Annotated in this window: 24 protein-coding genes; 10 read left to right on the top strand and 14 right to left on the bottom strand. The window is 33.4% G+C overall.

The features are described 5' to 3' along the window. Positions 1 to 60: 60 nt before the first annotated feature. From M4I21_RS11120 to M4I21_RS11080, 9 genes are all read right to left on the bottom strand, one after another. A complete protein-coding gene (locus M4I21_RS11120; protein WP_249559237.1) occupies positions 61 to 813 on the bottom strand; it encodes a tetratricopeptide repeat protein in 753 nt (250 codons plus the stop codon). Positions 814 to 815: 2 nt separating this feature from the next. Continuing rightward, positions 816 to 2,594, bottom strand: coding sequence for a BatD family protein (locus M4I21_RS11115; protein ID WP_249559236.1), 1,779 nt, complete (start codon positions 2,592 to 2,594; stop codon positions 816 to 818). An 8-nt stretch (positions 2,595 to 2,602) separates the two neighbouring features. Beyond that, positions 2,603 to 3,487, bottom strand: a complete 885-nt coding sequence (locus M4I21_RS11110) for a tetratricopeptide repeat protein (RefSeq protein ID WP_249559235.1) — start codon at positions 3,485 to 3,487, stop codon at positions 2,603 to 2,605. After that, positions 3,488 to 4,534 carry a VWA domain-containing protein gene (locus tag M4I21_RS11105; protein WP_249559234.1) on the bottom strand — a complete coding sequence of 349 codons (1,047 nt, stop codon included), beginning with the start codon at positions 4,532 to 4,534 and terminating at the stop codon, positions 3,488 to 3,490. 22 nt (positions 4,535 to 4,556) lie between these two features. Next, entirely contained in the window at positions 4,557 to 5,555 is a 999-nt protein-coding gene (locus M4I21_RS11100) for a vWA domain-containing protein (RefSeq protein ID WP_249559233.1), read from the bottom strand. Further along, complete coding sequence (locus M4I21_RS11095; protein WP_249559232.1) at positions 5,556 to 7,229, bottom strand: hypothetical protein; 1,674 nt, start codon at positions 7,227 to 7,229, stop codon at positions 5,556 to 5,558. After that, entirely contained in the window at positions 7,229 to 8,095 is an 867-nt protein-coding gene (locus tag M4I21_RS11090) for a DUF58 domain-containing protein (protein ID WP_249559231.1), read from the bottom strand. The genes M4I21_RS11095 and M4I21_RS11090 overlap by 1 nt, the downstream gene beginning before the upstream one ends. Before the next feature lie 92 nt (positions 8,096 to 8,187). Then, positions 8,188 to 9,189: an AAA family ATPase gene (locus tag M4I21_RS11085; RefSeq protein WP_249559230.1), complete on the bottom strand. Its 1,002-nt coding sequence runs from the start codon at positions 9,187 to 9,189 to the stop codon at positions 8,188 to 8,190. Between the two features lie 279 nt (positions 9,190 to 9,468). Beyond that, positions 9,469 to 9,828, bottom strand: a complete 360-nt coding sequence (locus M4I21_RS11080) for a hypothetical protein (RefSeq protein ID WP_249559229.1) — start codon at positions 9,826 to 9,828, stop codon at positions 9,469 to 9,471. A 145-nt stretch (positions 9,829 to 9,973) separates the two neighbouring features. Here M4I21_RS11080 and M4I21_RS11075 point away from each other — a divergent pair, with 145 nt between their 5' ends. From M4I21_RS11075 to M4I21_RS11040, 8 genes are all read left to right on the top strand, one after another. After that, positions 9,974 to 10,849 carry an aldo/keto reductase gene (locus M4I21_RS11075; RefSeq protein WP_249559228.1) on the top strand — a complete coding sequence of 292 codons (876 nt, stop codon included), beginning with the start codon at positions 9,974 to 9,976 and terminating at the stop codon, positions 10,847 to 10,849. A gap of 10 nt (positions 10,850 to 10,859) precedes the next feature. Next, entirely contained in the window at positions 10,860 to 11,621 is a 762-nt protein-coding gene (locus M4I21_RS11070; RefSeq protein ID WP_249559227.1) for an SDR family NAD(P)-dependent oxidoreductase, read from the top strand. A 31-nt stretch (positions 11,622 to 11,652) separates the two neighbouring features. After that, entirely contained in the window at positions 11,653 to 12,789 is a 1,137-nt protein-coding gene (locus tag M4I21_RS11065) for an ATP-binding protein (protein WP_249559226.1), read from the top strand. A 91-nt stretch (positions 12,790 to 12,880) separates the two neighbouring features. Beyond that, on the top strand, positions 12,881 to 14,017 hold the full coding sequence (locus M4I21_RS11060) for an SPFH domain-containing protein (RefSeq protein WP_249559225.1): 1,137 nt from the start codon (positions 12,881 to 12,883) through the stop codon (positions 14,015 to 14,017). A gap of 24 nt (positions 14,018 to 14,041) precedes the next feature. Further along, positions 14,042 to 14,260 carry a DUF1059 domain-containing protein gene (locus tag M4I21_RS11055; protein ID WP_249559224.1) on the top strand — a complete coding sequence of 73 codons (219 nt, stop codon included), beginning with the start codon at positions 14,042 to 14,044 and terminating at the stop codon, positions 14,258 to 14,260. A 58-nt stretch (positions 14,261 to 14,318) separates the two neighbouring features. Further along, positions 14,319 to 15,401: a TFIIB-type zinc ribbon-containing protein gene (locus M4I21_RS11050; protein WP_249559223.1), complete on the top strand. Its 1,083-nt coding sequence runs from the start codon at positions 14,319 to 14,321 to the stop codon at positions 15,399 to 15,401. Next, positions 15,398 to 16,123, top strand: coding sequence for a metallophosphoesterase (locus tag M4I21_RS11045; protein ID WP_249559222.1), 726 nt, complete (start codon positions 15,398 to 15,400; stop codon positions 16,121 to 16,123). The genes M4I21_RS11050 and M4I21_RS11045 overlap by 4 nt, the downstream gene beginning before the upstream one ends. Positions 16,124 to 16,160: 37 nt before the next feature. After that, entirely contained in the window at positions 16,161 to 17,156 is a 996-nt protein-coding gene (locus M4I21_RS11040) for an acyl-ACP desaturase (protein ID WP_249559221.1), read from the top strand. 61 nt (positions 17,157 to 17,217) lie between these two features. On the opposite strand, the gene mqo is transcribed toward M4I21_RS11040, so the two are convergent. The 3 genes from mqo to M4I21_RS11025 form a co-directional block, all read right to left on the bottom strand. Further along, positions 17,218 to 18,702: a malate dehydrogenase (quinone) gene (mqo, locus tag M4I21_RS11035; RefSeq protein ID WP_249559220.1), complete on the bottom strand. Its 1,485-nt coding sequence runs from the start codon at positions 18,700 to 18,702 to the stop codon at positions 17,218 to 17,220. A gap of 116 nt (positions 18,703 to 18,818) precedes the next feature. Further along, positions 18,819 to 19,934, bottom strand: a complete 1,116-nt coding sequence (locus M4I21_RS11030; RefSeq protein WP_249559219.1) for an aldose epimerase family protein — start codon at positions 19,932 to 19,934, stop codon at positions 18,819 to 18,821. After that, entirely contained in the window at positions 19,901 to 20,668 is a 768-nt protein-coding gene (locus M4I21_RS11025) for an exodeoxyribonuclease III (protein WP_249559218.1), read from the bottom strand. The genes M4I21_RS11030 and M4I21_RS11025 overlap by 34 nt, the downstream gene beginning before the upstream one ends. A gap of 124 nt (positions 20,669 to 20,792) precedes the next feature. Between M4I21_RS11025 and M4I21_RS11020 the strand changes: the two genes are divergently transcribed. After that, positions 20,793 to 21,311 (top strand): hypothetical protein, encoded by a 519-nt coding sequence (locus tag M4I21_RS11020; RefSeq protein WP_249559217.1) that lies wholly within the window; start codon positions 20,793 to 20,795, stop codon positions 21,309 to 21,311. A 79-nt stretch (positions 21,312 to 21,390) separates the two neighbouring features. Here M4I21_RS11020 and M4I21_RS11015 read toward each other — a convergent pair whose 3' ends face one another. Further along, positions 21,391 to 22,932, bottom strand: coding sequence for a glycine--tRNA ligase (locus M4I21_RS11015; protein ID WP_249559216.1), 1,542 nt, complete (start codon positions 22,930 to 22,932; stop codon positions 21,391 to 21,393). Between the two features lie 36 nt (positions 22,933 to 22,968). After that, a complete protein-coding gene (locus M4I21_RS11010) occupies positions 22,969 to 23,862 on the bottom strand; it encodes a DUF8428 domain-containing protein (RefSeq protein ID WP_249559215.1) in 894 nt (297 codons plus the stop codon). 85 nt (positions 23,863 to 23,947) lie between these two features. On the opposite strand from M4I21_RS11010, the gene M4I21_RS11005 reads away from it, so the two are divergent. Continuing rightward, positions 23,948 to 24,592 (top strand): ComF family protein, encoded by a 645-nt coding sequence (locus M4I21_RS11005; protein ID WP_249559214.1) that lies wholly within the window; start codon positions 23,948 to 23,950, stop codon positions 24,590 to 24,592. Positions 24,593 to 24,611: the final 19 nt, after the last annotated feature.

The following is a 24,611-nucleotide window of genomic DNA, read 5'->3' as shown; positions in this document are numbered from 1 at the left end:
TTAGCGAAGATGCTAAAATATAAAACAGAAGTTAGAATTTAGTTAAATTAGAGCTTTAAATTACTTTAATTCTTTAAGATCTTCTTGTTCTATCCAACCAGTTTTTCCGTCTATTAGTTTAATTTTATAATAGTTTTTTAATTGGTCTAAGACAAATACTTTGGTGCCTTGGTGCAGCTTAAAAACTTCTTTACCTCTAGAGTTTGGTTCTCCTATAACCAAAGATTCTTCATTAAAAACTATGGCTGGCCTATTCTTTTTAAAATCGGAATAATTAAAATAGGCTGCGGTTATTGCTAGTATAGAAAGAAAGAGAAAAGTTGTGCTAGCAATAAAAGAGATTCTCTTTTGCGTAGCATAATTAAAAAATTTAAAAGCAATGTACGCAACTACAAATAGCAGCATAAATAAGATGCTAATGTATGCCCATTCATCAAAAGTATAATAACCAATAACTTTATTGTAGGTAGATCTTAGGGTTGTAACCGGTAATGGGTTAATAACATCCAAAGTCATATTCTTTGCATACCCTAAATTGTTTTTTATTTCGGGGTCATTAGGTTTTAGTAGCAGTGCTTTTTCATAATAATAAATACTAGGAGCAACTTTATTAAGTTTATAATAGGCGTTACCTAAATTGTAATAAAGCTCAGCAGAGTGTTTGCCATTATCTATTATTGCTAAATAATCTTTTATAGCAGTATCATACTTGCCATCATTATAAGCTTCTGTAGCTTTTTTAAATAGGTCGTTATTTTGGGAGTATCCCAAAAATGAAATACATAAAACAAGTATAAAGAGTATCTTTTTCATAATTATAGTTGTTTATCCATTTGTGAAATTACTTCACCTGCTTTATCGTAATCTTGTTTCATTTGTACATTAGAAAATGGACTATAACGTGCCATTTCACAATTTTTTAAGAGTGATAAAAATCCGTCTATTGTACTCTTGTCTATTTCTTTTTCATTTAGCAACTCGGTTATTTTATCTTTACTAAAATCAGACGTTTCAATTTTTAATTTCGCTTTTAAGTAGTTGTGTAACGCTTTTTCTAAAGCAACATAGAAAGCATCTTTTTTACCTAAGGTTTTCTTAGCGGCAGATAAATATTTACGAGCTAATCTATTCGCTTTTCTCACTTTATTACCAACGACGTCTTTTGCAATGGCATCTCTTTTACGTCCCAAAAATATGGCAATTGGAATTAGTAGTATTGGTAATAATAACCATAAATAATAGTTTCTAGAATTAAAAAAGTAACTAGTATCAATTGGCTTTAAATTCCCTTCTGTTTTAATAAAATTAAACTGCTTACTTTTTATTTCTACAGATTGTTTAGTAGGTGTGTTAGAAGCCGTATCTATTTTGTCCTCGTTTTTTGTAGGTCCTTCTAATACATTTATTACGGTCTCGGTCGAGTTTAAAGTGTGGTATTTTTTAGTAGCAGGATTAAAATAACTGAATGCTATTGAAGGTATAGGGTATTTACCTCTGTATTGCGGTACAATTGTATAGCTATCACTTATTTTTCCTTCCATACCAGAGTACGAAGTGCTAATTTTTTCATTATGTTCAGGGTCGTACACCTCTAAAGACCCAGGTAGGTTTAAGGTAGGAATTTCAAATAATTTTAAATTTCCTTTACCTGTAACTTCTACTTTAGCTTGTAAAGACTCTGCTGCGTTTAGGTGTGTTTTACTTGTTGTTACAAAGAAATTAAAATCTCCTACTGCACCCGTAAAACCTGCAGGTTTTCCTTCCTCGGGTAATGCCTTGACATGTACAAATCTGTTTCCTGCAGAAACTCTTAAATTAGCTTGCGCATATATTGGACCTCCAAAGAAATCTCTTCCTTGAGTAGGTACTTGTACGCCCACATCTAAAGAAAGTGGTTCTAATACTAATTTTCCGGTTTTCTGTGGATATAAAACAACACGTTTTAATATTACAGATCTATATTCTTCTCCTTTGTATTTATCATCTTTGGTAAGATATCTTTTTACAGGAATATCTTGACTCCAAAAATTATTATATTTTGGGTTGTCTACAGCCTGAAATCCAGAAACCTCAATAGACGGACTAACATATAATTTGTAGACTACCGTTATAGCTTCATTTAAATAGGGGTCTCCTTTTGTTATTTCGGCTACTAAGTGCAAGCCTTCTTTTGCTATATCGCTTGCAGATGGTGGAGCATTAGGGTTTACAACAGCTTCTGTAACAGTTATTGTTTTAGCATCTGACTTGTATAATTGTCCGCTAATGGTAATTGTTGCGGGGTTTATAGTGATGCTCCCTTTTTTATTAGGTTGTAAAATATAGGAGTACGATAATGAAAATTTACGAACACCATTGTTCCAGGACCTACTAATAGCTGTAGATGGGCCCATTAAAACATTAAAGCCATTAAAGTCTGGTGCTGTAAAATTATCACCATCTTTATTTGTGGTAAATTCAACTTTAAGCCTTTCGTTAAGACCTAGTTTTTCTTTGCTAATCTTTACAGAAAACGTAACATTACTGTCTTGTGCATTTGCGCCTAAAACAGTAAAAAAAGTTAAAATATATAGTATGTACAGCTTTGTTTTCATTATATCTACTACCAATCTTTTTCGTTCTTTACTTTAGCGCCTTTTACTTTTTTGGCATCCATTTTTTCTTGAACCTTTTTTTCTTCGTTTTGCATTGCTTTTAGCAAGTTCTGAACCTGTTGTTTAGACAATTGGTTTGGTCTTGGTTGCTGTTGTTGTTCTTGAGGCTTATCACCTTTATCATTAGGTTTTTTCTGATCTTTTTTCTGATCATCACCCTTACCATCCTTATCGTCTTTGTTCTCTTTATCGCCTTCGTCTCCTTTGTCTTTTTTATCTTCGCCGTCTTTCTTGTCCTTGTCTTTTCCTTGGTCGTCTTTTTTATCGTCGCCGTCTCCTTCGTTTTTTTCTTTGTCCTTATTTTTTTCTTTTTGGTCTTCCTTGTTGTCTTTTTTATCGTCCTTATTTTGGTCGTTTTTCTTCTCTTCGTCTTGTTGCTTTTTAAGCATTTCTTTTGCTAAAGCAAAATTGTATCTGGTTTCCTCATCAGTAGGGTTGTTTCTAAGGGCTTGTTTGTAAGCTTCTACTGCTTTTTCGTATTCTTTATTTTTCATAAAAACATTACCCATGTTGTGGTATGCCTTATGTTTATCTTTTTTATTTGTAGCTAATTCGCCAGCTTGTTTAAAACGGCCAAAAGCTTCGCTATATGTTTCGTTACCGTAATAAGCATTACCTAAGTTATAAGGTGCGGCAGCATTACCATTACTTTTAGAAATAGCTTTTCGATAGTTTGCTTCTGCTTCTGCAAACTTATTTTCAGCCAACTCTTTATTAGCTTCCCAAGTTAGAGTTTTAGATATGTTTAGTGCTTTTTCTTTTTCTTTAACGTCTGCATCTTGTGCATAAGTAAAGCATCCTGCTAAAAAAACAATGTATACTAGCTTTTTCATTTATTCTACTTCTTTTTCGTTAAACAAATTAAGTTTTTGAAGCCATTTTGTTTTTCGGTCTAAAAGAAAAATGTCTAAAAACAAGAAAAACAATCCTGCACCAATAAACCATTGAAACTGGTCTTTGTACTCAGAAAATTGTTTGGCTTCAAACTCGGTTTTATCCATTTTATTTAATTCTTCCTTTATAATTTTTACAGCAGCTTCAGTATTTGTGCCATCTATATATTGTCCGTTTCCATCATCTGCAATATCCTCTAGAACATCTTTGTTTAGTTTGGTAATAACAACATCACCTTGTAAATCTTTTTTAAGACTTTCTAAAACACCGTTTCTTTTTATAGGAATTGGCGCACCTTTTTCAGACCCAACACCAATGGTAAATATTTTAATACCTTGGTCTACTGCTTTTTCTACAGAACCTGTTGTAGAACCTTCAGAATGGTCTTCTCCGTCAGAAATAATAAACAAAACTCTGTTGGTTTGTTCGTCATCATCATAATAGGTAGATGCTAAATCTAACGCTTGGTTTATAGCTGTACCTTGAGAAGAAAGCATATCGGTGTTTAAACCTTGTAAAAACATTTTTGCAGCACCATAATCTGTTGTAATTGGTAACTGGGGATACGCTTGCCCTGCATAGGCTATAATGCCAATACGGTCGCTGCCAAGTTGTGATATAACTTCTGATACTATACGTTTTGCTTTTGCTAATCTACTTGGCGCTATATCTTCTGCCAACATACTTTTAGATACATCTACGGCAAATACAATATCTACACCTTCTCTTTTTACTGTTTCTAGCGTTGTTCCAATCTTAGGGTTTGTTAAACCTATAATTAATAATGTTAAGCCTAGAATAAAAACAATAAACTTTAAGATTGATTTAAAGCTAGATTTTGTTGGAGTTAACCTTTTTAATAAATAAGAATTAGCAAATTTCTTTTGTGCTCTTTTTTTCCAGATTAGGAGCAGCACAAAGATGATCACCATTACAGGAATGATGAAAAGTAAATAGAAATATGATTTTTCGTCTATTTGTATCATTTGTCTTTCTTAATCTTATTGTTTAGATAAAACTTCTAAATAATGTGTTGCGCATTACCCATTCTAGTAAAAGCAAAATACAAGCCAAAAGAATTAGAGGTCTAAATTTCTCTTCAAAATTGGTGTATTTAATTTCTTCTATATCTGTTTTTTCTAGCTTATTAATTTCATCATAAATAGCAGCTAACTTTTTGTTGTCAGTGGCTCTAAAATATTTTCCGCCTGTAACTTGTGCTATTTCTTCAAGTAATTTTTCGTCAATCTCTACTTGCCTCATTCCATATCTATAGGTGTGGTCTGGATTAAAAGCAATAGGCGTTAATGCATTTCCATTTGTACCTAGGCCAATAGTGTAGGTTTTTATCTTGTATTCTACAGCTAAATCTGCAGCAGTTTTTGGCTCTATAAAACCAGAATTATTTACACCATCTGTAAGCAGAATTATAACTTTACTTTTAGACTTGCTGTCTTTTAATCTGTTTACCGCAGTTGCTAACCCCATGCCAATTGCAGTACCATCCTCTAACTGTCCGTGTGTAATTTGTCTTAAGGAAGATAGTACTATAGACTTGTCACTAGTAATTGGTGTTTTTGTATAACTTTCGCCAGCATAAGCTACCAAGCCAATACGGTCGTTGGGTCTCTTTTTAATAAATTTTGCAGCAACTTGTTTAAGAGCAGTTAACCTGTCGGGCTTTAAATCTCTAGCCAACATACTAGAAGATACATCTATAGCCATAACAATGTCTATACCTTTAGTAGTTTTTGTTCTGGTAGATACATCTTTAGTTTGCGGTCTTGCTAAAGCAGTTATAATGGCCGCCAAAGCCAACAAACGAAATATAAAAAGCAGTGGCTTTAGCTTGACTAAAATACTAGTATCGGTAAAACCTTTAGTGCTAGATATTTTTAAAGCAGCAGTTTCTTCTTTGCGTTTAAAGAAATACCATAGCATAGCCAAGGGTAGCAATAATAGCAACCAAAAAAGCTGTGGATTAGCAAAAGTGATATTCTCTAACATTTATTCTTTTTTATCTTCTTTAACTTCAATTGAATTAAAAATACGGTCTGCAATTTCTTTAGAATAGCTATCGTCTGCTAAATAAGTGATAAGTATTTGCTGCTGAAAACCTTTGCCTCCAAAACAAATTAAAGCGTATTCTCCGTTAACCAATTCATCAGATTTAGGGGATTTAAATTTGCCTGAACCATATATTTTTAATCCTTTAGATTCTGATATAAAGGTTGTAAATTCTTCTTGTTTTGTTGTGATATTTTTAGCGCCAGAAGCCTCTAGTTGTTGTAAGACTTTTTCAGCAACCTGATTAAAATCTGGGTCTGTTTCTGGATTTACAAAAGTTGATGATGAAACGCTAACAGCAAATAACGTGTTGTTGCTATTATATGTAAACAATTGTAGTTCTTTAATAACAGCTTTTGCTTCTTCAGGTAAATCAACAGTTTGTCTAGACAATACCTTAGGTGTTTGTATGTGTATTGGTGGGTAGCCATAAGAACTCTGTACCCAGTCACTTTCTAGAAGCTCTTTAACAGGATGACCAAAAGCGGTGTCTTTAACCGTTTTAAAACCATAAACTTTTACAAGAACACCAGTAGCAATTAGCAATACGCCAACAAAAGTAGCAATGGCAATAATCCATTTTTTCTTTTCTTTTTTACGAGCCTGTTCTTCTAAGTATTCCTCATTCTTAAGCAATTCTTCTTTTGTAGGTTCTGGTAAAGCTTCGTGTGTTTTTTCTACAATTTGTGCAATAGCCATACGGTCTTGCTCTGCAATAGACGTTTCTGGTTTTTTCTTAGCAAACTTTACCAAATCGGCAGTTTGTAAAACACGCTTAAATTGTGAGATTGTATCGTTGTCTAATTTAAGCTGTCCGGCATCTTTAAGCATTTCTAATTTGCTTATAAGCTGATCTGTTGTGCTTTCTAGAGCAGATATTTTTACATCTTCTTCTAAATAAGAACGTACAATTGTAGTAAGTTCAGAATAATACTCTTTGTATTCATCCTGAATAATATATTTAGAATTCTCTAATTTTTTAAGTTCTATTAAAGCCCGATCATATGGAGGTAATAATGCTATTTTTTCTTGTTCAGTTAAAGGCTTTTTTCGTAGAATAAACCAATAGATTAAAAAGACAACAAGTAACAAGCTTACCGCAATTATAGAAACAAGTACCCAAGGAAATGTAGATGGTTTTTGCACTTCTATAAGTGGCTTTATGTCGTACATTTTTTGAGCAAAAGTATCTACTTTAACTGTGCCAACATGTACTCTTAAAGAGTCTGTGAAAAAAGCTTGTCCGTTTACATCTATACGTTGTCTTGGTATTGTGTATGCACCTGAATCGAACTGAGTTAATGCATACGCACGTTGTAGAGTTATACGATCTTTGTATTTTGTAGTGTCTATTTCTAATGCTTCAACCATTTCTAAAGGAGAAAAGGTTTGGTCTTCAGGAAATATAACTTGTGCTGTAGAATCGGCATCTACTAAAATGGTGTACTTTATTTGTTCGCCAATTCTTATTGCAGTGGTGTCTATGTCTGCCGTTACTTTTGGTTTATTTTGCGAGTAGCTAGTAAACGAACCTAAAAAAAGACACACTAGGGCGCACATTGTTTTTAGCAATGTGTTACTATTATTCTTTATTTGATCTTTAATAATTGTCATTATCCTCTTCGCTTAAAATAGCCTAATAATTTTTTAACATAACTCTCATCTACTCTACAGCTTAGTGTTCCACAACCAGATTTGGTAAATGTTTCTTTAAAATAAGTCACTTTGTCTTGGTAATGTTTACCGTAAGCTAGTCTTACTTTTTTAGATTGTGTATTAACTAGTTGTATAGCTCCAGTCTCTGCATCTTGCATTTGTACCATACCAATATTAGGTATCGTTTCTTCTCGCTCATCATAAATGCGTATGCCAGTAACATCATGTTTTTTACCCGTTATACGCAGGGTTTGTAAATAATCTTCGGTAATAAAATCTGATAGCACAAAAACAATGGCTTTCTTTTTCATTACGTTGGTTAAATACTTTAAAGCTTCTGTTAAGTTGGTTTTAGTGCTTTTAGGTTTAAACTCTAAAAGTTCTCTAATAATACGTAGTGCGTGACTTTTTCCTTTTTTAGGCGGAATAAAAAGTTCTACTTGATCAGAAAATAAGATTAACCCAACCTTGTCATTATTTTGCAATGCAGAAAAGGCGAGTGTAGCAGATATTTCTGTAACAACATCTTTTTTAAATTGATTGGTAGTTCCAAAGTTTTCAGATCCACTTACATCTACCATAAGCATCATTGTAAGTTCTCGTTCTTCTTCAAAAACCTTAATGTATGGCTCGTTATAACGTGCTGTTACGTTCCAATCTATGGCGCGCACATCGTCTCCAAATTGGTATTGGCGTACCTCACTAAACGTCATACCACGTCCTTTAAACGTAGAGTGGTATTCCCCGCCAAAAATATGGTTGGAAAGACGTCTCGTCTTTATCTCAATTTTACGAACTTTTTTAAGTAATTCTTTAGTATCCATTTCTCAGATTGCAGTGTACATTAACAAGGTTCAGTTACTGTGTTTAAAATGTAAACAAAAAAGCAACTGCGATATAATAACTGACGACTGATTTAAGGCACTTCTACTTCGTTTATAATCTTGTTAATGATTTCTTCAGAAGTAATATTTTCTGCTTCAGCCTCATATGTAATTCCAATTCTGTGTCTTAAAACATCATGCACAATTGCTCTAACATCTTCAGGAATAACATAACCTCTACGTTTTATAAAAGCATAACATTTTGCTGCAGTAGCTAAATTTATACTACCACGCGGGGATGCTCCAAAACTAATAAGTGGCTTTAAGCTTTCTAGATTGTATTTTTCTGGGTAACGAGTAGCAAAAATTATGTCTAAGATGTATTTTTCAATCTTCTCATCCATATAGACTTCCCTAACTGCTTTTTGTGCATTTAAGATTTGCTGTACAGTGACTACTGGCTTAACCTCGTCATAAGAACCTTTTAAGTTTTGACGCATAATTAATTGTTCCTCGTTTAATTTAGGATAATCAATTACTGTTTTTAACATAAAACGGTCAACCTGTGCTTCTGGCAATGGGTAAGTACCTTCTTGCTCTACTGGGTTTTGGGTAGCCATTACTAAAAAGGGCTTTTCTAAAACAAAAGTTTGATCCCCAATAGTAACTTGCTTTTCTTGCATTGCCTCTAGTAAAGCTGATTGTACTTTTGCAGGAGCCCTGTTAATTTCATCAGCTAAAACAAAATTTGCAAAAATTGGACCTTTCTTAATAGAGAAATCATTCTCTTTCATATTAAAAATCATTGTACCTACAACATCTGCAGGTAAAAGATCTGGTGTAAATTGTATTCTACTAAACTTGCCTTTTACGGCTTTAGATAACGTGTTAATTGCAAGTGTTTTAGCTAGTCCGGGAACACCTTCTAATAAAATGTGACCTTGACCAAGCAACCCAATTAGTAGGCGTTCTACCATATGCTTTTGACCCACAATTACTTTGTTCATCTCTAGCATTAGTAGATCTATAAAAGCACTTTCTTGAGCTATCTTCTCATTAACCGCACTAATATCTACTGTAGTATTTTCTTCCATAAGCCATTAAAAATTGTTGTGCAAAATATAAAAGTATTTAATAACACGCAAAATCTAAATTTATTTGCGTTTCTGCTGTTAATAATAGGTTAAATGTTGCGTAATACTACTATTATTATGAACTATTTAAGGAATTAATTTCTAATTTTCACATACTGTTATGAAAACCAGACAAGAACGGTAAAAAAGGAAGTTAGAGGTGTTGTCCTGAAAAATTACAGAACTTACCTTATAAAATGTAGAAGAGAGTTTGTTGTTGTAGAGGAAAGGTAATACTAGTTAACTATCTTTAAATTTGTTAGAGGCTTCTTGGATAATTGGTTTTATAAAGATGGTTTCAATTTCTAATGGCGAGAATTGAATTTTATAAGTTGATAGTTTTTTATTGAAAATATTACTTTTTTCAATTTTGTTATCTGTTAACTCATTTAAAATGTAATAATATGTGCTTTTATTTAAACTCTTTGTTAATGTAAGATCAAACTTTTTGTTATTAAAAAGGACATAGGCTAGTAACGAGCAATGCCATTCTTTGTATTCAGTACTTTGCTTAATTTCTTGGACAATTTTAGAATTATCTTGTTGAGAAAAGCAATTGAAAGACGTTAAAAATAAAAGTGTTACTGTGATATTTTTCATAGCCAAGTTATTTGTTAATATTAAGCATTCATTAATGTAAGAAAAAACTTTAAAATATAAAATTAATATAATTAAACACTTCGGAATATTATTCCTTTTCTATTGTTATTTGGTGGTGATTTTATTTTTTACTTTTACAGCTATTATGAAAACAACACAAAACTACTCAAGAATTATTGCTGGCACAATGACCTGGGGAAACTGGGGCAGAGGACTTTCTGAATCTGAAATTATTAAATTAATGCAACATTGCTTAACTGTAGGTGTAACTACTTTTGATCATGCAGATATTTATGGCGGCTATACAAATGAGGCTATGTTTGGTGCTGCCTTTGCAAATAGTGGCATTTCTAGAAAAGATATGCAACTTATCACCAAATGTGGAATTCAGCATGTTTGTGAAGCTAGGAGCAATAAAATTGGCCATTATGAATACAGCAAGGAGTATATTATCAATTCTGTTAATCAGTCTTTAAAAAATTTAAAAACTGATTATATAGATTTTTTGTTGTTACATAGACCTAGTCCTTTAATGCATCCATTAGAAGTTTCAGAAGCTATTTATCAATTAAAAAAAGAAGGTAAAATAATAGATTTTGGAGTGTCTAATTTTTCGCCATCTCAAATACAAATGATAGAAACTGCGGTTCCTGTTTTAGGGAATCAAGTAGAGTTTTCTTTAACTCAGAATAGGGTTATGTACGATGGTACTTTTGACGATTGCATTACAAATAAAAGAATGGCAATGGCTTGGAGTTCTTTAGGATCTTATTTTAAAGAGAAAAATGAGAAAACTACTAGAATTAAAGAGGCTTTAGAGGGACTCACAAAAAAATACAATGCAACAGAAGATCAGCTTTTATTGGCTTGGGTATTAAAACACCCGGCCGTAGTTTTTCCGGTAATTGGCACTGCAAATCCGGACCGTATAACAGCTGCTATTAACGCCTTAGAAATTAATTTAGAGTTAGAAGATTGGTTTGTTTTATTAGAAGCAAGCCAAGGGCATTCTGTTCCTTAAAACATAAAAAATGAACATAAAAAACAAAGTGGCACTAATAACTGGTGCTACAAGTGGTATTGGCAAAGCAACAGCTGAAATTTTCGCAAAAAATAATATAGACTTAGTCCTTTGTGGGCGTAGACAAGATCGTTTAGATGCGCTTAAAAAAGAGTTGGAAAAAGAGGTTGCGGTACATACTTTAAATTTTGATGTGCGTAACAAAACTACAGTTTTAGAACAAATAGAGGGCTTGCCGCTTGAGTTTGCTAATGTAGATATTTTAATAAATAATGCAGGTAATGCACATGGTCTACAGCCTATACAAGAAGGTAGTTTAGAAGATTGGGACGCTATGTTAGATATAAATGTTAAAGGTTTATTATATGTTTCTAAAGCTATAATTCCTAAAATGGTAGCTAAAAAAGCCGGACATATTATAAATATTGGGTCTACAGCAGGGAAAGAGGTGTATCCAAATGGTAATGTGTACTGTGCCAGTAAGCATGCGGTAGATGCAATAAACCAAGGTATGCGTATAGATTTAAATCCGTTTAATATTAGAGTTGGTGCTGTAAATCCAGGAATGGTAGAGACCGAGTTTAGTGAGGTTAGATTTAAGGGAGATACAGCAAAAGCAGCTAAAGTCTACCAAGGTTTTAAACCATTACAACCAAACGATGTTGCGGATATTATACATTTTGTGGTTACAAGGCCATACCACGTAAATATTGCAGATTTGGTAGTTATGAGTACCGCGCAAGCAAGTAGTACAATTATAAATAAAAATTGATTTTCTATTTTGTAATTAACATTTTTAAAAAATGATTAACAAGCGTCTTTTAGTTAAAAACCTTCTGGCTCATAATGACGAGAATAGTTTTTATGACAAAAAGCGCTTTATAGACATTGGACAAAAAGAAGGAAAAGCAAAATTTTTAAAACACGTTTGTGCTCTTGCCAATAGCAACCCTAACAACAATTCTTTTATTGTAATTGGTGTAGAAGATGAGGACAATAAAATAGTAGGGGTAGATTTTTTCGACGATAGTAAAATACAAAATCTGGTAAATGCGTATCTAGATAATCCTCCCTTAATTTCTTATGAGAACATACCTTTTCCTCAGCTTTCAGAGGGCAAAGTCGTGGGTTTGGTTACTATAAAATCTAATGGTAAGGTATGTGTGTTGCGTAAAAATATTTGGAAGTATTACGGAGGTTCTGTCTTTTTTAGAGAGGGCAGTATTAGTATGCCAAAAGCATACGGAATAGAATTAAAAGATATTAATTCTGACGTTGTAGCAACCATAGAACAACACGCCAAAAATAATATTGAGTTAACTTTAGATGGAGTAATAGATTTTATAAATAATAGGCATAAAAACTTAACAAGTAACTATAAAGTTTTTAAAGAGCAGTTTGTGGTTTGTTGGGCAGGTAATCAGAAAATAACAAAAGATAAAACGTATTATTCTAGGGTAGATATAGAGTTAATTAACGAGCAAGTTAAACTGTTTTATTCTACCTTAGATGAAATAACAATAGCCTTTAATGAAGATTCTTTTACTATAACAGAATTTGTGCAATTAGGTTTGGGAAAGGAACAAAAGTACTATCCGTTTGAAAAAGTAGTTCTAAATTTTAACGATAACGGAACCTATTTTATTCATAGTAATTTAATTTTTGAACCGCCGCGATACAATAAAAAAGGGCTGCATCATATTTTTAATGCTACCAATTTTATTGTAGATAAGTTAGATAAAAAACAAAAGTTAAGCAGTCAAGAAGAGGAAGACTTAAAACATTTGCCAGATGTATATTTAATCTGTTTTTTAAATGATTTTCCAGAGGCATTTGTGCAAATGGAAAAGGCAAAGCCACTACTTAAAAAGTATAACAAAGAAGTTTATCAATCTTTAAAAGAAGCTTTCAGAATTTTAAGGAAAGTAAAGTATAATTAAAAAGATAACAGGCAGAACTATTTGTAATTTTAGTTTGAGTAATTGGCCTAAAAACGTTATCTTTTTTGACTAAAAATAAAACACAACCAGAATGGGAATATTTGATGAAATTAAAAAGAAGTTAAGTCACGAATTTATAGATATAATTGAGTGGTTAAACAGCACAGATGATACCATTGTGTATCGTTTTGAGCGTTACCAAAACGAAATAAAAAACAACGCACAATTAATTGTTAGAGAAGGGCAAGTAGCCGTTTTTATTAACGAGGGACAGTTGGCAGATGTTTTTAAGCCAGGAACATACACCTTAAATACACAAAACTTACCAATTTTAACAACCTTAAAAGGTTGGAAATATGGTTTTAATAGTCCGTTTAAAGCAGAGGTTTATTTTGTTAGCACAAGCTTATTTACAGATGAAAAATGGGGGACTAAAAACCCAATTATGCTTAGTGATGCTCGTTTTGGATTAACTGAAATTAGAGCATTTGGTACGTATAGTTTTAGAATACAAGATGCTGGTAAATTTGTAGTAGATGTTGTTGGTACCGATGGTAACTTTACCAATTATGAAGTTAATGAGCACTTAAAAAGTTTAATAGTAACGCGTTTTACAGATACTGTTGGTGAGGCTAACTTGCCAATAGAATTATATGCAGCAAACACATCAGAGCTTTCTGAAACCTGCCAAGAGGTAATGCAACCTGAGTTTGGGCGTATTGGTATAGAATTAGAGAAATTCTATATAGAAAATGTCTCTATGCCAGAGGAACTTAAAAAGGAAATTTTTGAGTACAGTAGGTTAGATAAAATAGATTTAGGAAAGTTAACTCAGTTTAAAACAGCTAAAGCAATTGAAGCTGCTGCCAAGAATGATGGCGGCACAGCAGGAGCAGGTATGGGAATGGGAATGGGCTTTGTAATGGCGCAGCAAATGGGCGGAATGATGAATCCTCAAATGATGCAACAACAACCGGCGATACAGCCACAGGGAGGCGCGGTGCCGCCACCAATGCCAACCCAAGTACAGTATTTTTATGCTGCAAACGGACAACAAATGGGTCCTGTTGCTTTTGATAAATTAAAAGAGCTTTTTGCAAACAGAACCATAAATAAAGATTCTTTATTATGGAAGCAAGGAATGCCTAGTTGGACAGCTTTACAAGAGATTGAAGAATTGAAAGTATTTTTAGGAGGTAATACACCGCCACCATTGCCAACTGTTTAATTAATTTTTAGGGTGATGAAAAAAATGACTTGTAGAGAATTGGGAGGCGCTTGTGAGAAAGAGTTTTTTGCAATTACTTTTGAAGAAATATCGGAACAAAGTAAACAGCACGGTATAGAAATGTATAAGCTGGCAGATAATGCACATTTAGAAGCAATGAAAGAAATGCAAGATTTGTGTAAAGATCCTTCTGATTATCAAAAATGGGTTCAACAAAAAAGAGCAGTATTTAACATGCTGTAGTTTTTGATCATCAACCTAAAATAATAGTTTTTTACTGCTTTATTAAGCAGTAACTTTTATGGAAGAATTAAAGCAATCTGAACAAAAGAAATCTTGTGCCAATTGTGGCGCAGAATTAAAGTATAAACCTGGCTCGCAGCAATTAAACTGTGGGTATTGCGGGTACGAGGAGTTTATAGAGCAGGCTAAAAGTAGTTTTGAAGAATTAGAGTTAGATCACTATTTAAAAGTGGTTGGCGATAATGCGTATACAGAAACTATAGAATTGCTGCACTGTAAAAACTGTGGTGCCAACCAGCATATAGAAGAAAACTACAAATCTTTACATTGTGTTTACTGTAGTGAACCTTTAATTACAGAAGATATAGAAAAAGAAGGATGGATTTTGCCGAGTGCAGTTCTCCCCTTTCAAATAGATGCAAATAAGGCTAGAAGCATTTTTAAAAGCTGGGTAAATGGTATTTGGTTTGCTCCAGATAAGCTAAAAAAAGCAGCTTTAGATCCAGAGGGTATTCGTGGTTTATATATGCCACATTGGACTTTTGATGCAGATATGACTGCAGATTATATAGGCAAACGTGGGGAGTATTATTATGTTACCAAGACATATAAAACAAAAAATGGTACAAGCACCAGACAAGAACGTAGAACAAGATGGTATTCTGCATCTGGCAGGGTAAACGGTTTTGTAGATGATATTCTAATTAACGCATCAGAAAAAAAACAAAGGGAAGTGCCTGCAAAAGTGGCATTTTGGAACCTAAAAGAGCTAAAGCCTTATAACTCTGGGTTTTTAGCCGGTTTTGTTACCGAAAAATATACAATTTCGTTAAAAGATGGTCACCATCAATCCTTTGCAAAAGCAAAAGAAATTGCTCACAATTGGATACGAAAAGATATTGGTGGGGATACACAACAGATATCTTCGGCAGACATTAAGCTAGAGGAAGAAACATTTAAACATATTTTATTGCCTATTTACGTTAGCGCATACAATTACGATGGTAAAGAATATCGATTTTATGTAAATGGACAAACTGGGAAAATAAGTGGTACAAGGCCATATTCTTTCTGGAAAATTTTCTTTTTAGTACTTTTACTAGTATTAATAATTGGACTATTTATTTTATTTACTCAATGAGAACATTAGTTATAGGAGATATACATTCAGGATTAAAAGCATTACAGCAATTGTTGCAAAAAGCAGCCGTAACTAAAGAAGATCACCTTATTTTTTTAGGAGATTATGTAGATGGCTGGAGTGAGGCGGTAGAGACAATTAATTTTTTAATTGAATTAAAAAAGACTCATAATTGTACATTTATAAGAGGTAATCATGATGAGCTTTGTCTTAACTGGTTAAAGACAAAAGAACATAACGATACTTGGGTTTTACATGGCGGTGTATCTACAAAAAAATCTTACGCAGATGTAGACGATACTACCAAAAGTGAGCATATGGATTTTTTAGAAAGTCTAGAAAACTATTATTTAGATACTAGCGATAGACTTTTTTTACACGCAGGTTTTACCAATTTAAAAGGAGTAGATTATGAATATTTTTCAAAATCTTTTTATTGGGATAGAACTCTTTGGGAGCTTGCTTTGGCTGTAGACCGTTCTTTATCCAAAGAAGACAATAGGTATCCGCATCGATTATTACTATATAAAGAAATATATATAGGACATACACCTGTTACGCGCATAGGTAAAACTGAGCCACACAATGCTGCTAATGTATTTAATATAGATACAGGTGCCGCTTTTAAAGGTCCATTATCTATGTTAGATATAGATACAAAAGAGGTGTGGCAAAGCGATCCGGTAGCTTCGTTTTATCCTACAGAAAAAGGAAGGAATTAAAAATTATTAACGACATTTGTAAAAACAATCATTAAACATGTCTGCACACAATATAAGATTAGAAGTAATGAAAGCCATAGAAGGCAAGGTAGATGGTTTTATAGACTCTTACCTTGTTCCTATAGATAAAATATGGCAACCAACAGATTTTTTGCCAGATTCTCAAAGTGATAACTTTTTTAGTGAAGTAGAGCAAATAAGAGAAGAAGCTAAAGAATTAGGTTATGATTTTTGGGTTACACTAGTAGCAGATACCATTACAGAAGAGGCTTTGCCAACATATGAGTCTTGGTTAATGGATGTAGAAGGTGTAGATCAACATGATGGGCCAGAGAATGGCTGGTCTAAATGGGTAAGACACTGGACTGCAGAAGAAAATAGACATGGAGATGTGTTAAATAAATACTTGTACTTATCTGGAAGGGTAAATATGAGAGAAGTAGAAATTACTACACAGCATTTAATCGCAGATGGTTTTGATATTGGAACAGATAGAGACCCGTACAAAAACTTTGTATATACTTCTTTTCAAGAATTAGCAACAAACATATCTCATAAGAGAGTGGGGCAAATGGCTAAGAAAAAAGGGAATACCTTACTTGGTAAAATGTGTAATATTATTGCAGGAGACGAAATGCGTCACCACTTAGCATATAGAGAGTTTGTAAAAATTATTATGGATCAAGATCCTAATGGTATGATATTGGCTTTTGCAGATATGATGAAGCGTAAGATTGTAATGCCAGCTCATTTTTTACGTGAGTCTGGAGGAAGCATAGGTACAGCTTTTGAAACTTTTAGCAATTGTGCTCAGAGATTAGGTGTGTATACTGCTCAAGATTATATAGAAATTCTTAGCAAGTTAAACGGCTATTGGGATATCGAAAATGTAAGAGGTTTAAATGATTCTGCTGAAAAAGCAAGAGATTATTTAACGAAGTTACCATCTAGATTGCAACGTATATCAGACCGTATGAAGATTGATGATGATCAGTACCACTTTAAATGGGTACAAGCTAACGGCTTACTTTAATACAATAGTATAAAAAAGTAAAACCCGATTCTATTATTTAGAATCGGGTTTTTTTAGCTTTTTATTTGTCTTCTAGTTTTAAAATTCCAGTGGTGTAAGCTCTAGTGCTTAAACAGAGTTCTTCGTCTGTAATTAAAGACCTGCCTAAGCTAGGAATCATTTGGGTTAACTTTTGTTGCCAAGCCTTAGATTTTACCTGCATAGGAAAACATTCGTTTAGTACAGATAACATAATAGATACAGAGGTAGATGCTCCTGGAGATGCTCCTAACAATGCAGCTATTGTTTTATTTTTATTGGTTACAATCTCGGTTCCAAATTTAAGTACACCACCTTCTTTTGCGTCTTTTTTAATAATTTGGACACGTTGCCCTGCTGTAATAAGTTCCCAATCTTCTATTTTGGCATTGGGATAATATTTTTCTAAAGCCTTAAAGCGCTCTTCTGGCGACTGTACTACTTGTTCTATTAAGTATTTTGTTAGGGATAGGTTGTGTAAGCCAGCTCTTAACATTGGAAAAATATTGTGTGCATCTATAGAAAGAGGCAGGTCAAAATACGATCCGTTTTTTAAGAATTTAGTAGAAAAACCAGCATATGGTCCAAAAAGCAATGAGCGATCGCCGTTTAACATTCTGGTGTCTAAATGTGGAACAGACATTGGTGGCGCACCAACTTCTGCCATACCGTAAACTTTAGCCTCGTGTTGTAGAATAACATCTTGGTTGTTGCACTTTAAAAACTGACCACTTACGGGGAATCCGCCATAGCCATCTGCTTCTGGGATATCAGATTTTTCTAATAGTTTTAATGCGCCACCACCGGCACCAATAAATACAAAGTTACTGTGTATGGTTTTTTCTTCATTTGTGTGTAAATTTTTAACTTCTATTTCCCAAGTGTTATCTTTTCTATCGTCTATATCTTCTACTTGGTGACCTAGAAATACTTCCACGCCATCGCAAGATTGCAAATAAGAGATCATACCTCTTGTGATAGTTCCAAAATTTACATCTGTACCAATGGGCATTCTAGTTGCGCCTATTTTTTGATCTTTATTACGGCCCGTCATCATTAATGGGGCCCATTCTTTAATTTCTTGAAAATTTTCTGAATGCAACATATCTTTAAACATTGGATATGCGGTAAGTGCTGTATGTCTTTTTTTTAAAAAATCAATATTTTCAGTACCCCAAACAAAACTCATATGGTCAATATCATTTATAAAAGGGTTGTTCGCTGGGAGTAAATTGTTTTTTACAAGGTATGCCCACAACTGTTTAGAAACCTCAAAAGACTCACTAATTTTTAGTGCTTTGGAAATATCTACTTGTCCGGCTTCGTTTTCTGGAGTATAATTAAGTTCGCAAAAAGCTGAGTGACCAGTACCTGCGTTGTTCCAGGCATCAGAACTTTCTGCGCCAACCTTATCTAGTCTTTCGTAAATAGAAATTTTAGCATCTGGAATTAATTGTTTTAATAAAACGCCAAGCGTAGCGCTCATAATACCTGCTCCTATAAGTGTAAAGTCTTGTTTTGCTATCATATGTGGTGGTGTTTACTACAAAGCTACTAAACGTTTTAATAGGGTTGGTTGTTGTGCTTTATTAATTTTAGTGCCTGTTTTTAATTTTATGAAGTAGCCAACAATAGGATTATTAACTATGCTTTTGTACTAAATTTGTATAAAGTTACGCTATGGTATTCTTCTTTTGGTTGTAGTATAACAGTAGGGAAATCTGGATTGTTTGGGCTGTCTGGGTAGTGTTGTGTTTCTAAACAAAATGCAGCTCTTGGGTGGTATTTTTTATTTGTTTTACCTACAACAGTATCGGGTATAAAATTACCTGTATACAATTGTACGCCGGGTTCAGTGGTAAGTACCTCCATTGTAATACCTGTTGTGGTTTCTGTTACTTTAGCCGCTAAGTTTAAAGTTTCGGTGTGGTTTATAACGTAGTTGTGGTCGTAACCGTTTCCTATTTTAAGTTGCTCATCATCTGCAGTAATATCTTTGCCAATAGTTTTTTCTTTTGTAAAATCTAGAGGTGTATTTTTTACAGGAGTTAGTTCACCTGTAGGTATACAGGTTTGATCTACACTTGTAAATTTAGTTGCGTTTATTTGTAAATTATGATCTAGAATATCACCATTGCCTTCGCCCTTTAAATTAAAATAAGAGTGGTTGGTAAGGTTTATAATGGTTGTTTTATCTGTAATAGCCCAATATGTTATTTTTAAGGCATTGTCTTCTGTTAATTGGTATTGTACAGTAATGGCTAAATTACCAGGGTAGCCCTCTTCCATATCCGCAGAAACGTAAGTTAGCTCTAAGGTGTGCGCACAAGTTTGTTTGGCAACCCATACGGCAGCGTCAAAACCCCTTGTGCCTCCGTGTAAGTGGTTCTCTCCGTTATTTGTTGCAAGTGTATAAGTTTTGTTGTCTAATGTAAATTTACCCTTTGCAATACGGTTTGCATACCTGCCTACAATAGAACCAAAGTATGCATTTGGGTTGGTTCTGTATTCTTCTAATGTTTTATAACCAAGTACAACATCTTTAAAATTGCCTTCTTTGTCTTTTACCCATAAAGAGACAACAGTACCTCCGTAATTTGTAATTTGAGCAACAGAACCTTGTTTGTTGGTTAGTGTATAAAGCGCTACTTTTTTGCCATTTAAAATAGTATCAAAATCGGCAGCATTTAGTAATTGTGGCAACATTGTAAAAGGTATTATTTGGTTTATTTTTTTTGAAGCTCTACTAAAATAGGGCAATGGTCGCTGTGTTTGGCTTCGGATAAAATAACAGCTCTTTTTAAACGACTTTCTAAGGTTTTGCTCACCATACCATAGTCTAAACGCCAACCTTTGTTGTTGTTTCTAGAGTTAGCTCTGTAGCTCCACCAGGAGTAGTTGTGTGGTTCTTTGTTAAAATGTCTAAAACTATCTATAAAACCACTATCCATAAAATTACCAATCCACTCACGTTCTACAGGTAAAAAACCAGATACATTTTTGTTGCGTACAGGATCGTGTATATCTATTGCCTCATGACAAATGTTATAATCGCCTAGAACCACAATGTTTGGAATGTCTTTTTTTAGTTTATCAATATAGATCTGAAAATCTGACATATATGTAAGCTTAAATTCTAGTCTGTCTAAGTTTGTTCCAGAAGGCAAGTACATACTCATTACAGATACATCTCCAAAGTCTGCCCTAATGTTGCGCCCTTCAAAGTCCATATAATCTATTCCTGTGCCATATTCTACGTGGTCTGGTTTAGTTTTAGATAAAATAGCAACACCACTGTATCCTTTTTTTTGTGCACTATACCAATAATTATAGCCGTAACCAGCATCTTCAAACAAAGATAAATCTAGTTGTTCTTTTAAGGCTTTAATTTCTTGAAGGCATATAACATCTGGGTCTGTGGCAGTAAGCCAATCTATAAAACCTTTGTTTATTGCTGCACGAATACCGTTAACGTTATATGAGATTATTTTCATTTTAGAATATTAAAACATTAAAAATAGTCAAAACAATGGGTTCTATGAAAAATGAATGAGAGAGATTCTTACAAAAAGTCCTATTTTCGCAAACTGAAAAATAAGACATAGAAAATAATACATTATGAAAAAGGGATTATTAGTACTATTATTTATACTAACGGCAAAAATGGTGTCTGCACAGGCTTATTCTAACTTTGATAAAAATCAAGAAGTTAGGTTTAATATTGGAATGTTTTTGGCAACAACATCTGTAGAGTTTGGTTACGAGTATTTTTTAGGTGATGACACAAGTGTTGGTGCTATTCTTCATTTTGATGGAGATGCAGAAGATTACAATGGCAGCTTTGGTTTTGGACCAAATTTTAGAGCCTATTTTGGAGATACGCCAAGAAGCGGAGCTTTTGCTGAAGCTTTAGGGTTGTATATTAAAGGAGAAAAAAAAGTAACAGAGTCTGGTTCTAGGATTAAAAAGGAATATGGTAATGTAGCCCTTGGTTTAGGAGGAGGTTATAAATGGGTAACCCGCAGCGAGCGTTTTACGTTGGAGCTTAATGGTGGTTTTGGAAGAAACATTAACCCAAAAGATTTTCAGGACGATTTTATTTTTAGAGCAGGACTTTCTATTGGTTTTAGATTCTAAACTAAAATCCGAAATATAAAAAGAGCTCACTATTGGCAAATGCTATAGTGAGCTCTTTTTTTTTTATCAACTTAAAAACTTAAATTCTTTTAAGCCATTCTTTCATAGATACTTCTGCATCTATAATAGATTTTAAATCTGTAATGGCAACACGTTTTTGTTCCATAGTATCTCTATGGCGTATTGTTACTGTTTTATCTTCTATTGTTTGGTGGTCTACAGTAATACAAAAAGGAGTACCATTGGCATCTTGTCTTCTGTAACGACGACCTACGGCATCTTTTTCATCATAAATTACTTTATAATCCCATTTTAAATCTTCTATAATTCCTTTAGCAATCTCTGGTAAACCATCTTTTTTAACAAGCGGTAAAATAGCGGCTTTAGTAGGTGCTAGTACTGCAGGTAATTTAAGAACAGTTCTGGTAGATCCATTTTCTAATTCTTCTTCTACAAGAGAGTTAGAGAAAACGGCTAAAAACATACGATCTACGCCAATAGATGTTTCTACAACATATGGTACGTAGCTTTCGTTAATTTCGTGGTCAAAATATTGTAGTTTTTTACCAGAATGCTTTTCGTGACTGCTTAAATCAAAATCTGTTCTAGAGTGTATGCCCTCTAATTCTTTAAATCCAAAAGGAAATTTAAATTCTATATCTGCAGCAGCATCTGCGTAGTGTGCTAGTTTATCGTGATCATGGAAACGGTAATTATCTTCTCCTAAACCTAAAGATAAGTGCCATTTAATACGATTTTCTTTCCAAGACTCATACCATTCTTTTTGTGTGCCAGGGCGAACAAAAAATTGCATTTCCATTTGTTCAAATTCACGCTGACGAAAAATAAATTGTCTTGCGACAATCTCGTTTCTAAACGCTTTTCCTATTTGGGCAATACCAAAAGGAATTTTCATACGTCCAGTTTTCTGTACGTTTAAAAAGTTTACAAAAATACCTTGTGCTGTTTCTGGTCTTAAGTAAAGATCCATTGCGCTATCTGCGGACGCTCCTAATTTAGTCCCGAACATAAGGTTAAACTGTTTCACATCTGTCCAGTTCTTAGTGCCAGATACTGGGCAAACAATGTCTAACTCATCAATAAGGTTTCTTACATCTTCTAAATCTTCTTTTTCTAAAGAAGATCCCATTCTAGATAAAATTGTATGTATCTTTTCTTGGTAACCTACAACACGTGGGTTGGTTGTAATAAACTCTTGTTTGTTAAAAGAATCACCAAAACGCTTAGCAGCCTTGGTAACTTCTTTTTCTATTTTATTTTCTATTTTGGCGCAGTAATCTTCTATTAAAACATCTGCTCTGTACCTTTTTTTAGAATCTTTGTTATCTATTAAAGGGTCATTAAATGCATCTACGTGTCCAGAAGCTTTCCAAACCGTTGGGTGCATAAAAATAGCAGAGTCTATACCAACAATGTTATCGTGTAGTTGCACCATTGCTTTCCACCAATATTGTTTAATGTTGTTTTTTAGCTCTACTCCGTTTTGTGCGTAATCATATACAGCACTTAAACCATCATATATTTCACTAGATTGAAATACGTAACCGTATTCCTTAGCGTGGGATATAACCTTCTTAAATTTGTCTTCTTGATTTGCCATATGGCAAAAATAGAACTTTAGTGTTAATAGATTGAATTATTTTAATTCAAATTCTATAGAAGAAAGCAATTTTTGATCTTCAAACACATTTAATGTGTAGATTCCGGCCTTTAAAGAACCAGAAGGCACTTTGATATTATCGCAAATTTCTTCGTTTACACCCGTGTAAATAATGTCTATAGACTTACTATATTCATTTCCATTTACATTAATTATGTTGGCGTTATTTGCAATAACACTTTTATTAGGGTTTAAAAACTGAAGATATAATCTTTTCTTAATATTAATATCTTTAGGGCTTCCTGTGATTACGGTGCAAGCTCTAATTTTAGAAATAAGATTGGCTTTGTTTGTGTTTATATCTCTACCGCTACGTATTCTAAAAGCATGTGCTTCTGTACGGTTTAGTTTTAAAAATGTTTTGCTTTTTAATTCTTTATTTAGTTTGCTGGTGGCATCTTCTAAATTATCTTTTTCTGATAATGCTAGAGCTTGTGACTTGTATTGCTCAGCTCTTTTCTTTGCTTTTTCTACGCTTTCACTTAAAACAACATTGCTGTATTTAAGAGAATTATATTTTATATTTAAGCTATCATATTTAAGTTGCCACTTGTATAAAGCCTTTTTATTTTCTGCGTATTTTTCTATGTCAAAATTTAGCTGGCCAATAGAATCTAATAACATAGAAACATTGCTGTTTGCTACTTCTAAATCTATATTGCTAACTTCGTTTTCTGAAGATAAGCTTTCTATGTTGGCTTGCATTGTAGATAACTTGTCTGTAAGCACCTTTTTTTGACTCTCTAAATAAGTTATATTGCTGTTTGATTGGGCGTTACTATAATAAAAAGCAATTAAGATACCCAGTATCACGGCCGCAAGCGCAGCTATAATTACTTTGTATTTTAAATTGTTATCTTGTGGGTCCATCAAAAGTAGGGGGTAATTTTAAGTAGGGTTATAATTGGGGTACTATAAGTTTTCAAATATACTAAATCATATCAATAAAATACTAATGCCATTGGGGTGTTTTGGATGTAATACACCTTTGCTATTAGGTGAACGGTTAATTTGTACCGTTTGTCGAAATCAACTACCCCTTACCGAGTACAATTTCACCGATGAAAACCCAGTTGACCGTATTTTCTATGGTAGAATTGATATAAAAAAAGCAAATTCTTTCTTATTTTTCACTAAAAATGGCATAGTAAAAAACATAATTCATCACTTAAAATACAAAAACCAGGAGCAGATAGGTGCTTTCTTTGGACAGTGGTACGCACAATCTATAAAAGAACGCTTAGATATAGATATTGTTGTACCTGTTCCGTTACACAAGAGAAAATTAACAAAAAGAGGCTACAACCAAGTAAGTTTATTTGGAAAAGAACTTGCACTACACCTAGGTGCAACGTATAATGAAGCTGCTCTTTTTAAAACAGTAAATACAAGAACTTTAACAAAACGAAATAGGTTTTCTAGATGGAAAGCCAATCAAGATTTATATAAAGTTTTAGATGCAGAAAATATAATGGGTAAAACCATTTTATTGGTAGACGATGTTATAACTACAGGAGCTACAATAGAGGCTTGCGCAACAGCATTAAAAAAGGTAAAAGGAGTTACAATTTATGTTGCAACAATTGCGGTGGTTCCATAATTTTATCTTTGTGTAAATT

This window comes from Cellulophaga sp. 20_2_10 (assembly GCF_023476645.1).
Classification (GTDB): Bacteria; Bacteroidota; Bacteroidia; order Flavobacteriales; family Flavobacteriaceae; genus Cellulophaga.
Note: the sequence above shows the minus strand (reverse complement) of the source record. Positions and strands in the feature narration are given on the sequence as shown.